Raw genomic sequence first — 14,430 nt, 5'->3', positions numbered from 1 at the left:
TGGGTTAAAGGAGCTCAATTATTCATCTAAAACGGTCGCCAGGATTTCCATAGCTTGTTCGGCCGGCGTGTTATGCAGGTGTAAGGTAATACGTTTATGTTTTAGATTTTCAGGTATTTTTAAGGCAGGGATTTTATAGTAATCTGCGATCACTTTTGCGACGTGTACCGCTTCTTCATTTTCGAATAACAAATCATCTGTAGCCCATACACACTGGTTGCTGTAATCACCCTGTGGATGCAGGATTTCGCCACTTGCAGCATCTGCTGTTCCCTTGTTTCCATCACCACTACTGAGTACCAGATTTTGCCCGTTCTGTTGTAAACTTATTTTCCCTTCAAACACGATTACCTCTGTTCTATTCTGTTCTATTCGCACATTAAATGCCGTACCTAATACACGCACAGTTGCATCTCCTGCCTGTACAAGAAATATATGTTCGGCTGCTTTCATTACATCGAAATATGCTTCGCCTGATAGGAGGACAACGGTGCGGTCAGAAAAGGGTTGTTTATATTTCAGAGAGGTACCTGGTTTGAGATATACAAGTGAACCATCCGGTAACGAGAGACTATCCCGGTCTGCGGTGTGAGCGATATAAGTGGTCCAGCGGACAGCAGTTGTCTGCCACCACCAGATACCTGTACCCAGGAGCAGGAGCAACACAGCGGCGGCCACTGTTTTCCAGGGGAACATGCGCTTTACGGGCGTATCTGCTGCTATCACCAGCAGGAGTTCATTCCATCCTTGTTCGCTGTCAAATGGCACGGGGGGGACTGCTGCGGCAGCTTCCCAAAGCTGCTTCAGTTCTGCATACAGCAGGCGGTTGTCTTCCGACTCCCGCAACCACTGGTTTAATGCAGCCTGTTTGTCCTTGTTACTGGTATCTGTCAGACAATCAATGACAAATTCAGTTACGTCCTTGTTGTTCATCAGTTATACATATTACGACAATTCAACGCCGTGTTACTTTGATGCTACTCTAATTTTTTTCCATTCAGCAACTGTGTACGCAGGTGCTTCAGGGCCACTGCCAGCTGGAAATAGACGGTATTGACCGCAATGCCCAGTTTATCTGCAATCTCGGCAGGTTCCAGTCCGTCGAAACGACTGAGCAGGAAGATCTCCCGGCAACGTGGCGCTAAGGTCTGTACCAGCCGCATGATCTCTTTCTGCAGTAAAAGATGGTCGGTTATATCATGCAGGGAAACACTATCCGCCTGCCATTGCAACGCTTCTTCACTCACATGACGGGCCCTGCGCTTCAGTTCATTGATACTTCTGTTAGTAACCGCACGATACAGGTAATGCCGCACATTTCCGGTAATGTTAATCTCCGGCCCTTTTTCCCACAAATGGGCAAAAAGACCCTGTACGACTTCCTTCGCCAGGTCATAATCCTTGACCCAGCGGTAAGCCAGCAGATACAGTTCTTCACTGTACGCATTGTAAATATTCCGGAATACGTCGGCATCACGGCTACGGAGTGCCTCAGTAGCTTCATCAGCAGAGATATGGTATCCGTCGTGCGTCATCAGTCGTTTTGAATGGCGCACAAAGTATTATTTTTTTTAAATAATTGATGGGGAAAATAAACGGTCTGGCTAATAGGTTTCAGCTGCTTTATTCGCTAAGCAGTGAAAGATCCACATAATTATCCTTCAATTCCACACCGGAAAGACGCAGTTTCATCGCCTCCTGTAACAGGTAACAGATCTTCCCTGCCGCAGGGATATACTGCAACCCATCCTGACGGATGTTGGAAATACAGTTCCGGCCTTCGTCCGTATTCCCGGGACGGGGATTAAAGGTGATATAGGCTCCCATACTATCGGCAGCACTCAGTCCGGGACGTTCTCCTATGAGTACAAGTGTCATCTTTGCCTCCAGCAGATCCCCTATTTCATCTCCTATTGCCACCCTGGCCTGCTCTGCCAGACAAACCGGCGCGATGGACAATCCGGCTGTTTTCAGCATGGGCAGTAAATGATTCAACAAAGGAGCAGTATGTATATTCATAGCAGTAGCGGAAAGTCCGTCGGCAATAATAATAGCGACATCTTTCTGCCGGAAGGCATCCGGCTGCGCCCTGAGCATATCAATACTCTGTGTATCCAGACGGCGTCCTTTGTCCGGACGTTGCAGGTATTCATAACGATCAGCGGCACTGCTATGTAAGGGTAATACCGGCAGCAAAAATGCGTGTAATTCTTCCAGCAGCAGATTGGTATCCAGTTTTGAATAAACCGCATCCCTGGCATGTGCATGTGCCAGTCTGAAAGACAAGACTTCTTTCAGCGGAATAGCCGTTCCTGTTCTTCCCAATGCAATCCGTGCAGTGGTGAATGCCTTGAGTGAAGACCAGGGATCTTCCTTTACTGCGTTGCTGTGTCGTATATTACTCATCCTGCCTGATAACTTAATAAGTGATGTGCTTTCCCTACCTGTTGCAATTGTCCCTGTGCATCGGTAATGCCTTGTTGCTGTAACCAGGCATCAAATTCCGGCGCTGCTTTTAATCCTAATACTTTCCGTGCATATAGTGCATCGTGAAAAGAAGTAGACTGATAATTCAGCATGATATCATCTGCACCCGGTACGCCCATAATAAAGTTACAACCTGCTACACCGAGTAATGTCAGCAGATTATCCATATCATCCTGATCTGCCTCCGCGTGATTGGTATAGCAGATATCCACACCCATCGGCAGTCCCATTAACTTACCACAGCAATGATCTTCCAGCGCCGCCCGGATGATCTGTTTACCATCGAAAAGATATTCCGGTCCGATGAAACCAACGACGGTATTTACCAGCAAAGGAGAGAACTGCCGGGCTACGGCATACGACCTTACTTCACAGGTCTGTTGATCTACACCGGCGTGTGCATTGGCAGATAAAGCGCTCCCCTGTCCTGTTTCAAAATACATGACGTTATTGCCTGCCGTACCTCTTTTCAGGGACAGCGCCGCTTCATGCGCTTCTTTTAGCATATTCAGGTGAATACCAAAACTGCTGTTTGTTTTTTCTGTCCCACCAATAGACTGAAATACCAGATCTACCGGCGCCTGGTGCATGATCTGCATGGCAGTGGTGACATGACAGAGAATGCAGGATTGTGTGGGAATGTCGAACTGCATTCTCAGCTGGTCCAGCATCCGTAGCAATTGTATGACTGTCTGCGGACTATCCGTAGCAGGATTGATGCCGATTACCGCATCGCCGCTGCCGTATAGTAGTCCGTCGATGATACTCGCCGCTATACCTTTGGGATCATCCGTATTATGGTTAGGCTGCAGGCGTACAGAGAGATGTCCTTTTAAACCGATGGTATTCCTGAAGCGTGTAACCACTTCACATTTCTGCGCTACACTGATCAGGTCCTGGTTGCGCATCAGTTTAGAGACAGCAGCTACCATTTCCGGTGTCAGTCCTTTTGATAATTGTTGCAACGTGCGGGTGTCTGCTGCGTCGCTTAAAAGCCAGTCCCGCAGCTCTCCTACTGTAAAATGACTCACAGGCGCAAAAGCCGCATGGTCATGCGTGTCTATGATCAAACGTGTGATCTCATCCTCTTCATAAGGGATGATGGCTTCCTGCAAAAAAGCCTTTAAAGGTATGTCTGCCAGCGTCATCTGCGCTGCAACTCTTTCTTCATAGGTATCAGCGGCAAGACCAGCCAATGCATCTCCTGAGCGGAAAGGCGTTGCTTTTGCCAGCAGTGTGCGCAGGTCGGCAAACTGATATCGTTTATGTTGTATGGTATGTTGATATGACACAATTATCTTTTTTATCAGGCTATTACTTCCCCTGGCTCGGGCGTTGTTTCCTTATGTTTTCCTGTTGACACAAAAACACCCAGGGCAATCACCATTCCTGCAAAGAAGAGAATACCCAGCTGCCAGTTATAGTATACAATCGCAATTAATGATACGATGGACAACACTAAAGCAATCCCTGGAAACCAGGGATAAAAAGGCGCTTTAAAAGGACGTTCGAGCCCTGGTTCTTTCTTCCTTAAAATAAACAGGCTGATCATGCTCAGGATATACATCACCACAGCCCCCATAACTGAGAGGATCACCAGCTGGTCTGTCTTACCGAAATAGAGCGCGCCTACTCCTAACAGTCCGCCGACGATCAGTGCCACATAAGGCACCTGTCTTTTAGGACTGAGCACTGCCAGTACCGGCGGCAGGTAACCTCCCCTGGCCAGTGCAAACAGCTGGCGGGAATAGCTGATAATGATCCCATTGAAAGAGGCGATCAATCCAAAGAGACCAATACCGGCAAATATCTTGGTAATACCGCTTTGTTTACCCAGTACGACGCCGATAGCCTCCGGCAATGGATAATCGATGGTGGATAACTGTCGCCAGTCTGTAATACCACCAGTGAGCACCATCACCCCTACGGCCAGTATCGCGAGTGTGAGCATCGCCGAGATATATCCTTTGGGAATATTAGCCCCGGGATTCTTTACTTCTTCCGCCACCATGGCGATGCCTTCTATACAGACGTACAGCCACATGGCGAAAGGCAATGCAGCGAATACCCCCATCCATCCGGCAGGCATGGCATCATGCAGGAAATTGGCTGTACTGAAAGAAGGCGCTACGATGCCCATGTATATGAGCAGTTCCACGACTGCCAGTAAAGTGATGATAAGGGAGAAAAAGGCCGACTCCTTTATCCCCAGCAGGTTCACGCCTGTCAGTATCACATAAAAAGCGATACCGCAGCCAAACACCGGCAGCGCCGGATGCAGAAAGTGCAGATAATTGCCCAGGGCAAAAGCGATAGCGGGTGTGGCCAGCAGGAACTCCACAGCGGTAGCATATCCGGCTATGAGTCCACCGAAAGGGCCCATCGCCCGGTGTGTATAAGTAAACGGTCCGCCGGCCTGCGGAATAGACGTTGTCAGTTCAGTAAAGCTGAAAATAAATGTGATATACAGTACGGTAATGATAACAGTAGCTACCAGAAAACCGACAGTACCTGCTACATCCCAGCCATAATTCCAGCCGAAATATTCACCGGAGATGACCAGTCCGACGCCAATGGCCCATAAGTGTATGGGTTTGATTACTTTCTTTAAAACAGTTTCCTGAGCAGACATATAAATACGGGATTACTGGCAATGCATGGCATCACCACTGGTTGATATAATCTATTCCCGTTTCCCTTCGTGAAGTCCTGTCAAGTTACGCAAAAAGATCACATTTCCATCTGCAGGGAGGCATTACGGCTACCGGCAAATTTGAACCTGTATTCTGTGGGCGTCAGACCGACTTCTTTTCTGAATACTTTACGGAAAGCTTTGATATCGTTGTATCCGCAATCGAGCATTACAGCGAGGATACTGTTACCTGTCTGTTCCAGCATTTTCTTGGCGGCTTCTATACGCGTTTTCTGCAGGTATTCGATCGGTGTGATACCGGTGGCCTGTTTAAAGCGCCTTACGAAGTTGCGGCGGCTGGCAGGAATATTTTCCATAAAAGATTCCACATTACGCGCTTCACGAAACTGGGCTTCCATCCGCTGTTGCACTTCCGTGATCAGTGGATCTGCGTGTTTTTTATCAGGCAGGAACATACCGAAATAGGATTGTGTGTCACGGTCCATATCAATGGCAAACAGTTTGGCAGCTTTTACAGCCATGTCCTGTCCGCAGTATTTTTCTACCAGGTACAACAACAGGTGAAAGGTGCTGGTAGCGCCACCACTGGTATAAATACCGGAGGCCGCCGTCAGGACTTTATCAGGTTGCAGTAACACATCGGGAAAATGACCGGCGAAAGCGGGACAGGCATTCATATGAGTAGTGGCAGGTTTACCATCCAGCAGACCGGTAGCCGCCAGCAGGAATGCGCCGGTACAAAAACTGGCTATTTCCGCACCTGCATGATGTTGCTGACGGATCCAGGGGATGAACGTATTATTGGCGGTAATAGCCATATCTACATCACCTGCAATGAAAGCGGGAATCAACACAACATCTGCTTTCACCGCATCTTTCAACGGCACCGTACTATAGCGGCCGTAATGCGGTAAGATGTCTACACCTTCCTGGTCAGGCAGGACAAGCTGTATATTGAAACAAGTTGGCTGCTGGCCGGCGGCATACATCGAATTGACTGATTCAAACACATCAAGAATCGCGGCCGTACTGATCAGCCGATGATTGTAAGTGAGCAACAATGCCAGATTCGTCATAACGTAATTACAGGTTTTAAAACAAGTACCTGTTAAGTTACAACATTTGTCCCAAATACCCCCTATGACTGTGTTTTTAAGATGTTCAAGAAAAGATTCTAGTTCCGTATCTTACGGTACGTAATTCACGAAATCAATGGAAAAGAAAAAAGCAGGTACTATTTTATGGCATGACCTTACCGTTCCAGACGCAGGTATTGTCAGTGACTTTTATCGTCAGGTGATCGGTTGGGAAAAATCTCCCCTCAGTATGGGAGAATATGATGACTACGTCATGCAGGTGCCGGACGCCGGAGAAGGCGATCATACGATGACCACAACCGGTGTTTGTCATGCGAAAGGACAGAATAGTTCTATTCCTCCGCAATGGATGATCTATGTCGCTGTTGATGACCTTGAAAAGAGCATGGAACAGTGTACCCTGCACGGCGGGAAGATCATCGGTGAAAAACGCAGTATGGGACAGGAAGCAGTATACTGTCTGATACAAGACCCTGCCGGCGCACATATGATGCTGTACCAGCAGCTGTAAATTCAATTAGGAATTAGGAATTAAGAATTAAGAATTGTAATGCAGCGGAGATTATTGCGGCGGTGGAAGTCTTTGAATATTGTTTACAATGGAGTCAATAATAGAAGAAATTCCTAATTGCTAATTGCTAATTGCTAATTCCTAATTGCTAATTCCTAATCCTAATTGCTAATTCCTTTCCCTATACATTCCACACCTAACTATGAGCACGCTTTCATATCATATACTTCTACAAGACCGCAACGTATTCCGCAATAGCCGAATTCAAATCCCTCGAAACATGAAGAAAACCATCAATTCCCTCCTCCTTTGCATGACTATGGCAGCTATGGCCACTTTATTATTTATGTGCAAAAAACAGGATCAGAACAGCAATGCGCCATTGCTCAACAAAAGTCTGACAGCAGCAGCCGGAGTGGCGCCCGCTGTTTTTGTTCATCCGGGCGTGTTGAATACACAGGCCAGTCTGGACCTGATCGGCTCGCAGGTCAACGGTGGCGAGGCCATACGTTCCGCCGCCTACCAGAAAGTACTGGATTTTGTCAATGGTAATGCTTTACCGACAAAATTCTGGGAAACCGTTACCGTGGGTTCCAACGGAGCCACTACAGAATCCAAAAGCCAGATCAGAAAAGACGCCGTACTGGCGTATGCACTGGCACTCCGCTGGGCGAAAACCGGTACAGCAACCTATGCACAACAGTGCATTGCCATTCTGAACGGCTGGTCCTACACGTTTAAACAATATGCGTTAATGGACGGGGCTAACCAGTACCAGCCCTCCCTGGAAGCATCCTGGACGACGCCCAGTTTTGTAGCAGCAGCAGAGATCATACGCTATTACAAAGCATTCGGACAATCAGCCGGCTGGTCAGATGCCGATATTAACCAGTTCAATAACTACCTGAACCTGGTAAAGAACAATTACATCAACAACACGCCAGCGTACAACAACAACTGGAATGCCTCCGCAGGTTATGCAAAGATGGCGATCGGCATTTTCCTGAACAGCGCGACAGTTTACCAGAATGGCTATAACATCATCGCACAGCACCTGCCGATTATTATCAAAGCAGATGGTACCATTCCGGAGTACTGTGACAGAAATGACTGCGTGCATTTCCAGTATTCACTGACTGCATTCTCCTACGCAGCGCAACTGGCAAAGCTACAAGGGGATAATTCCCTCTGGACGTTCAATTCCAACCTGCTCAGCAAAGGATATGACTACATGAGAGCGGCATATAATCAAACTACTTCTTGTAACAAATGCTCAACTTCCAGCCCGGTATTCCCTGGTACGGAAGTCGCATATGGTTATTATAAAACAGCTAACCTGCAATACCTCCGGGAATTGCAGGATCCGTTAGGAGTACCTAACGACAAAACGTTCCTTGGCTTTACCTCCTACACGCATTTTAACGTACCAGGTATCTGATAACACACTATCAATTGCATCAACAGGCTATTAGCGGATAAAAAAAGACCGTTCCGGTATATACCAGGAACGGTCTTTTTTTATTCAGTCATCTATCAGACCATTTAGTTTCGCAAATGGATCGTGATGTGGATCCTCGTTCCATTCGTATTCGGCTCCATTGGCGACACTGATAGCAACATCATGTCCGAATAGTTTTTGTATAAGCGCCAGGGCCATATCAGTGCCTGCTGAAACACCTGCAGAGGTAAAAAACTTTCCGTCTTCCACCCAACGGGCCTGCTTTATCCAGACGACCTTATCACGCTGGCTGGTCGCCCATTTAAATGCCCGTTTATTGGTGGTCGCTTTTAAGCCGTCAATTAACCCGGTTCTGGCCAATATAGCCGCCCCGGTACAGATAGAGGCCACATGAGGTGTACGTTCGGCCAATTTCCTGAAGGCGTCCACAAAGGGCTGATTATTCACTTCCCGCCGGGTTCCCATACCTCCTGGAATCAGCAGCATATCCAACGTGGTGATTTCGTCAAAGGTACGGTCAACGACCACAGCAGGACCTGCGCTGCTTTTTACGATTCCGGACCGCTCCCCGATCATCAGTATATCTACCTTGTCTTTCAGGGCGCCAAACATCTCCAACGGACCGAAAGTATCGAGCAGTTGAAAACCATCAAATACCACCATGCCCAGTTGCAATTTATTATCATTGTTTTCCATCATAGCTGTATGCGCCCCTATTGTTCGGGCAATTCCCTCAATGGCCCCAGCGACAGCAAAGCTGTTGCCGCCACCATCGACTTAATAAAGTATCTTCTTGATTCGGGTGATTCCGTTTTCATCCAATGTCTTTTTGCATTAAATGATGCATTTACAGCCGCCGCCATGGATACTTAGCCTCCCGTTTCAACTGTATGAAAATACTGCGTATATAGACAAGATCCAAAAGGAAAGTAGTTCCTACAATGATATTCATAAAATGGGAAGTAGTTCAGCGTTCATCATTGGATGACTTTATTTACCTGCTGCCAGATGCTGCCGGTGAAAGCAATGGGCTCTTTGCAAAATGATTACAGGCAAGCACGTATCCTTTGTTCAGATAAAGCCTGTGTGCATCATGTAACATGTACCCGCTGTCAAGATGTACAAACTTAATATCCGCTGCCAATGCGACACCATCTACAAAGTCGAGGAGCGCACCTGCATAGCCCTTACCACGGGATTCCGGATCGGTATACAGATCGTCTATATAAATAGACCAGCTTGTTCTTAATGTATGCATTATCCTATAACCGACGAATGCTGCTGCTTTCGTGTTGTCTTCATTAGGTATATATGCCAGCTTAAATGCTTCTTGAGCCATCATATCTATGATCAGGTCGATATAAGTGGCACTATCCAGGTTTGTCCTGAATGCAAAAAGCGCTTCCTTACAAAATGCTATCTGTTCTCTTGTTTCAGCGATGATTATCTCCATTTTATAAACTTGTTATTGATTAGTCCTTTATGTTTTTGTGTATAATTACACTATTAGTCTCTTCACCTTTTCTGCGGCGACATCCAGTAGTTTTGCACCCATATCTACACCATCCATTGTGACGGCTGATATGTCTTCAAGTCCCATAATAGTGAACACTGTCCTCAGATAGTTACTTTGGAAATCCATGTGCTCATAATATTCCCCTGAACCATAGCCGTCGTTACCGCGCACCATCAGCAAGTACACCTTTTTCTCTTTCAATAATCCTGTATAGGGGTTTTCAGGATTATCCTTACTGACTAAGACCGTCTCGTTTACTCGCAGCACCTGGTCAATATATGCTTTCAGTGCGCTGGGTACGGACCAGTTGTACATGGGTGAACCCACAACAATGACATTTGCTTCTTTTAGTTCGGCAATCAGCTGATCGCTTATTTTAAGCGCTTCTAAATGTGCTGCGGTTCGTAATGCAGCTGGTTTAAAAGCCCCGGCTATCCATGTTTCTGTTACATGTGGAATAGACTCCTGTCCGACTTCCCTGTAAACAATAGCATCATCCGGATATTTTGTTTGCCAGGTTTCGACAAATACATTGGTCATATACCTGCTTAATGACCGTTCCTTACGGGCGCTCGCGTTTATTATTAATACTTTATTCATCATTACAATAGATTTAAAACAGATACATTGTTCCTGTAATACCGATGTAGACGTTAGCCTCTCCAGGATTCCCCAAACAGCCCAGGGGATCTGGTACAGGCCAAAAAACAATCTCTTTTGAATATCGAAACAATGATCGGATAGACGGATAACTGTTGTGCATTTCGTAATTCATTAACGAGGCAAAATTATCCCAGGTGAAAACCTGTCTGACGGGCCAGACAATAATATTCAGGTAGTCCAGCTGATTTATCAATTTCAGCAGTTTGATTCCTATCACATTTTGGCTACTTTTGACAGCTGTCATTCCATAGCTGCGCTTATATGCTTCCTTATAAAAATTTGCTTGTCATAGATAAAAACAGCGACGCGGCTGTTTTTAACCAGATTGCTATGCAATTCATTCACCTTATAAAGGAAAACTTTTGCCAGGTACGGCATTACCAAGTACGCGTACACTGGCACTTGATCTGGGGCTACACCGGAAAACGATTGTGGCAGCTTATGAAACCCTGGTTTCGGGCAACTGGGTGGATAATCTGCCACGCAAAGGCTTCATCGTATCACCTAATTTACCGGTCCTAAGGCCACAGTCTTACCATAATGGCCGGATCGGCGCATATGATGCAGATCCCGGATTTGAATATGAACAATCTGACAGCTTTCCTTATCCCTTATCGTTACCGGCTAAAGACGGGATCATCATTGATGATGGATTTCCTGATATAACATTGCTTCCCAGTCAGGTGATGCTAAAAGAATATAGACATGCATTGGATCATTCCGTGTTGAAGAAAATAAGCGCAGGCTGGGACATCGAAGGATCTTCAGATTGCAGACATGCGCTGTGCGACTTTTTGAACCAGACGCGGGGAATAGATATCAAAACCGACAATCTGCTGATTACAAGAGGCGCCCAGATGGCGATCTACATAGCGGCGGCCCTGATCATTAAACCAGGGGATAAAGTGATCGTTTGTGAACCCAGCTATATCTTCGCTAATATGGTCTTTGAGCAACTGGGGGCGGAATTAATCCGGGTGCCGGTTGACGGTGAAGGCATGAATACAGAAAGCGTGGAAGAGATACTGAAAACGCAGCGGGTCAGACTAATTTATATTATTCCACATCATCATCATCCGACTACCGTCACCATGAGCGTAGCACGGCGACATCATTTACTCCGGTTGATCAGACACTACCAGCTCGCCGTCATTGAAGACGACTATGATTATGACTTCCAGTTTCAGTATGAACCTTATCTGCCACTGGCCAGTGGCGATCATGAGGGCAACATTATATATATAGGATCATTGACCAAAGTCTTAGGCGCCCCTTTCCGTCTGGGCTATATGGTCGCTCCGGAAAAATTCATCCACGCTGCCGCTACCAGGCGAATGCTAATCAATTTGAGAGGAGATATCTTCACAGAGCAGGTCGTTTCGAATCTGATTAGGGGCGGTGAATTGACACGTTTAATACAGAAAGCCAATAAGGTATATCGTCAGCGCTGCCATTTCTTAGCAGATCTGTTAGATACAGAACTGGGCGACGTGCTAAAATTAACACGACCTAACGGAGGTATGGCACTCTGGCTGCGCTTCAACCCTGATCTTCAACTGACCAAAATACTTGAAAAAGCTGCTGGCAGGGGTCTCAGGATAATGGGGAGTATTTACGCCAAGGGGAATAACGCAACATATAATGCCCTTCGGTTTGGCTTTGCCTCACTCAATGAAGCCGGGTTAAGCAAAGCCGTAAATATCCTTAAAACATCTATCCACAAACCGAAATAATTAAAATACAGACACTTACAGCAATTCTCCACAGGATTTTTTCCTTGTATAAGAACCCTTTTGCCCCATTTCCCCTAATTTTTTCAAAAAAAAAAGAACCTATGCAACGCAACGTACGTTTTTAATACATACCTTTGAAACATGAGCTTATTTAAGAAAGATCCAACTCCTGATATGGTGCCTACCAAAACAGAAATGGACGTACTACAGGTACTCTGGCAGTATGGCCCTTCTACTGTGCGTTTTGTGCATGATAAGCTGAACGAGCAGAAAGAAGCCGTTATCTATACCAGTACGCTGAAACTGATGCAGGTAATGAAGGAGAAGGGAATGCTGGACCGTGATGAAAGCAGCATGAAACATGTTTACAGCGCTGTTGTGGAGGAAAATAAGGTAAAGGGTACTATGCTCGGCCGCTTTATGGATACTATGTATAACGGCTCTCCCAGCGATCTGATGGTCGCCCTGTTAGGTAACGACAGGACTTCCACTGAAGAACTGCAAAAGATAAAAGAGCTGCTGAAAAAAATGGACGATAAATAGTCAAATACAAGCCCATGTATCTGTACCTCGACATACACTCCCTTGGAGAACGCCTTTTACAGGCATTCAGCTGGATGCTGGTGCATTCCCTCTGGCAGGGTATGCTGATTGCGCTGCTGGCAGTGATATTCTTACAGCTAAGCAGCAAAGCGGCATCCGCCGTGAGGTACAATATTCTGTTAGTACATTTTGCCGCATTTGCGCTGGCCTGTATGGTCACCTTCTTCCGGGAACTGACAGGCAGTATATCACAAAGGTCGGTACCACTGGCTGACAGTATCGGACATGGCGCTTCTACCCTCTTCCGGCTAGACGCAGTGCATGTAAAAACATTGGCGGTCAGCAGTGCCGCTCATATCTCTGCTAATGCACACCTGCTCGTAATATTGTGGGCGCTGTTCTTCGCTTTCCGCTCCCTCAGAATGATACAGGGAATGCGTTACCTGCGTCATGCCAGAAAACAGCAGGTATATACCGCAGCGGAAGAATGGCTGGAGCGTTTACAACAGCTCTGCAAAGCGCTGGGTGTGACGAAATCTGTCCGTCTGCTGGAATCTGCCTTTGTAAAAGTACCGGTAGTGGCGGGGCATCTGAAGCCCGTTATACTGATGCCGGCTGGTTTATTGGCAGGTCTTCCTGCCCAGCAGATTGAAGCCGTATTATTACACGAACTCGCACATATCCGCCGGCATGACTACATCATCAATCTGTTACAGGTATGTTGTGAAACGGTCTTCTTTTTTAATCCCGGGTTTCTCTGGATCTCTGTGCTCTTACGGGATGAAAGAGAACATTGCTGTGACGATATCGCCCTGCAGCAAACAGGTAGTAAAAAGACCTTTATCGAAGCGCTGATCAGTTTCAAGGAATACACGCTTTCTTCACAATACCCGGCGGTCGCATTTCCTGGCAGAAAAAACCAGTTATTGCAAAGAGTCAGCCGTATTATCAACAACCGGCATCAATCACTGGGAACAGCTGAAAAGATCTGTTTTTTTACAGGCATAGCGATGTTAAGTGTGGTATTATCCACCGCTGCCATCACGCAACTGGGGCGTCATACCAGCATGAAAATAAATACGCCTTATGTACTTGCCAAAGGCGAAGAAATTCTTGCACTTCCTGTAAAGCCGCCGCGGGATACCGTTGTGCCAACACCACCAGCAATCGTAGTGACACGACACGAACCAATTGTCACCGTTACCCATCATAAACCGGCGGTAAAAGTCGCCCCCCAGGTAGAAGTGCGACATGTTTCAGCAGCATCTCCTGCACCAACGCCATCTACCGCACCGTCACCTTCTGCTGCACCGCCTGTAAGCGATGCACAAATGTCCGCCCCGTCGCCCGAAGTACAGGCACAGCGTTATATGATAGAAGCTGACAGACAACAGAAAGAACAGGTAAGATTAGACAGGCTGCAGGCAGAGAGAGACAGACATCAGGCGATGATGGACAAATTGCAGGCTGACCGGGATAGGAAACAGGCAGTACTCGACCGCTTACAGGCGGATAAAGACAGGGAACAGGCCAGACTGGATCGCATACAGGCAGACAAAGACAGACAACAAGCCGACCGTGACAGAGCACAGGCAGAGAAAGACCGGCAACTAGGGCTGATAGACCGCTCAAAGGCTGATCAGGAACGTGCAGTGCATGAAATGGCCCTGGCAAAACATGAAGCAGAAAAAAAGGCTTTGCTTATGCCGCATTATAACGGCAACTATAACGTAAACCGTTATCAGGGTAAAGCACAGTAATACAGGCC

General features: G+C 46.8%; 14 protein-coding genes. 5 read left to right on the top strand and 9 right to left on the bottom strand.

Annotation, left to right across the window (positions count from 1 at the left end):
* Window positions 1-18: 18 nt before the first annotated feature.
* The 6 genes from CPIN_RS36630 to CPIN_RS13780 all read right to left on the bottom strand — a co-directional run bounded on the left by CPIN_RS36630 (window position 19) and on the right by CPIN_RS13780 (window position 6,216).
* Window positions 19-933 (bottom strand): FecR family protein, encoded by a 915-nt coding sequence (locus tag CPIN_RS36630; protein WP_012790422.1) that lies wholly within the window; start codon window positions 931-933, stop codon window positions 19-21.
* A gap of 44 nt (window positions 934-977) precedes the next feature.
* A complete protein-coding gene (locus CPIN_RS13800; protein WP_148230567.1) occupies window positions 978-1,556 on the bottom strand; it encodes an RNA polymerase sigma-70 factor in 579 nt (192 codons plus the stop codon).
* 67 nt (window positions 1,557-1,623) lie between these two features.
* Window positions 1,624-2,406, bottom strand: coding sequence for an ethanolamine ammonia-lyase subunit EutC (eutC, locus tag CPIN_RS13795; protein ID WP_012790420.1), 783 nt, complete (start codon window positions 2,404-2,406; stop codon window positions 1,624-1,626).
* Complete coding sequence (locus CPIN_RS13790; protein WP_012790419.1) at window positions 2,403-3,779, bottom strand: ethanolamine ammonia-lyase subunit EutB; 1,377 nt, start codon at window positions 3,777-3,779, stop codon at window positions 2,403-2,405. The genes eutC and CPIN_RS13790 overlap by 4 nt, the downstream gene beginning before the upstream one ends.
* Window positions 3,780-3,793: 14 nt before the next feature.
* Window positions 3,794-5,119 carry an ethanolamine permease gene (gene eat / locus CPIN_RS13785; RefSeq protein ID WP_012790418.1) on the bottom strand — a complete coding sequence of 442 codons (1,326 nt, stop codon included), beginning with the start codon at window positions 5,117-5,119 and terminating at the stop codon, window positions 3,794-3,796.
* A gap of 98 nt (window positions 5,120-5,217) precedes the next feature.
* Complete coding sequence (locus tag CPIN_RS13780) at window positions 5,218-6,216, bottom strand: GlxA family transcriptional regulator (protein ID WP_012790417.1); 999 nt, start codon at window positions 6,214-6,216, stop codon at window positions 5,218-5,220.
* Between the two features lie 136 nt (window positions 6,217-6,352).
* Between CPIN_RS13780 and CPIN_RS13775 the strand changes: the two genes are divergently transcribed.
* Window positions 6,353-6,748 carry a VOC family protein gene (locus tag CPIN_RS13775; protein ID WP_012790416.1) on the top strand — a complete coding sequence of 132 codons (396 nt, stop codon included), beginning with the start codon at window positions 6,353-6,355 and terminating at the stop codon, window positions 6,746-6,748.
* A 280-nt stretch (window positions 6,749-7,028) separates the two neighbouring features.
* Window positions 7,029-8,186 carry an alginate lyase family protein gene (locus CPIN_RS13770; protein ID WP_012790415.1) on the top strand — a complete coding sequence of 386 codons (1,158 nt, stop codon included), beginning with the start codon at window positions 7,029-7,031 and terminating at the stop codon, window positions 8,184-8,186.
* A gap of 84 nt (window positions 8,187-8,270) precedes the next feature.
* On the opposite strand, the gene CPIN_RS13765 is transcribed toward CPIN_RS13770, so the two are convergent.
* From CPIN_RS13765 to CPIN_RS13755, 3 genes are all read right to left on the bottom strand, one after another.
* Window positions 8,271-8,906 (bottom strand): DJ-1/PfpI family protein, encoded by a 636-nt coding sequence (locus CPIN_RS13765; protein ID WP_012790414.1) that lies wholly within the window; start codon window positions 8,904-8,906, stop codon window positions 8,271-8,273.
* A gap of 295 nt (window positions 8,907-9,201) precedes the next feature.
* The gene (locus tag CPIN_RS13760; protein WP_012790413.1) at window positions 9,202-9,660 is read right to left on the bottom strand and encodes a GNAT family N-acetyltransferase; all 459 of its coding nucleotides are present in this window, start codon (window positions 9,658-9,660) and stop codon (window positions 9,202-9,204) included.
* A gap of 45 nt (window positions 9,661-9,705) precedes the next feature.
* On the bottom strand, window positions 9,706-10,326 hold the full coding sequence (locus CPIN_RS13755; RefSeq protein ID WP_222838203.1) for an FMN-dependent NADH-azoreductase: 621 nt from the start codon (window positions 10,324-10,326) through the stop codon (window positions 9,706-9,708).
* Between the two features lie 422 nt (window positions 10,327-10,748).
* On the opposite strand from CPIN_RS13755, the gene CPIN_RS13745 reads away from it, so the two are divergent.
* The 3 genes from CPIN_RS13745 to CPIN_RS13735 all read left to right on the top strand — a co-directional run bounded on the left by CPIN_RS13745 (window position 10,749) and on the right by CPIN_RS13735 (window position 14,422).
* Entirely contained in the window at window positions 10,749-12,119 is a 1,371-nt protein-coding gene (locus tag CPIN_RS13745) for an aminotransferase-like domain-containing protein (RefSeq protein WP_012790410.1), read from the top strand.
* Window positions 12,120-12,260: 141 nt separating this feature from the next.
* The gene (locus tag CPIN_RS13740) at window positions 12,261-12,662 is read left to right on the top strand and encodes a BlaI/MecI/CopY family transcriptional regulator (RefSeq protein WP_012790409.1); all 402 of its coding nucleotides are present in this window, start codon (window positions 12,261-12,263) and stop codon (window positions 12,660-12,662) included.
* 14 nt (window positions 12,663-12,676) lie between these two features.
* Window positions 12,677-14,422 carry a M56 family metallopeptidase gene (locus CPIN_RS13735; protein WP_012790408.1) on the top strand — a complete coding sequence of 582 codons (1,746 nt, stop codon included), beginning with the start codon at window positions 12,677-12,679 and terminating at the stop codon, window positions 14,420-14,422.
* Window positions 14,423-14,430: the final 8 nt, after the last annotated feature.

The sequence above is a fragment of the Chitinophaga pinensis DSM 2588 genome (assembly GCF_000024005.1).
GTDB lineage: Bacteria > Bacteroidota > Bacteroidia > Chitinophagales > Chitinophagaceae > Chitinophaga > Chitinophaga pinensis.
Note: the sequence above shows the minus strand (reverse complement) of the source record. Positions and strands in the feature narration are given on the sequence as shown.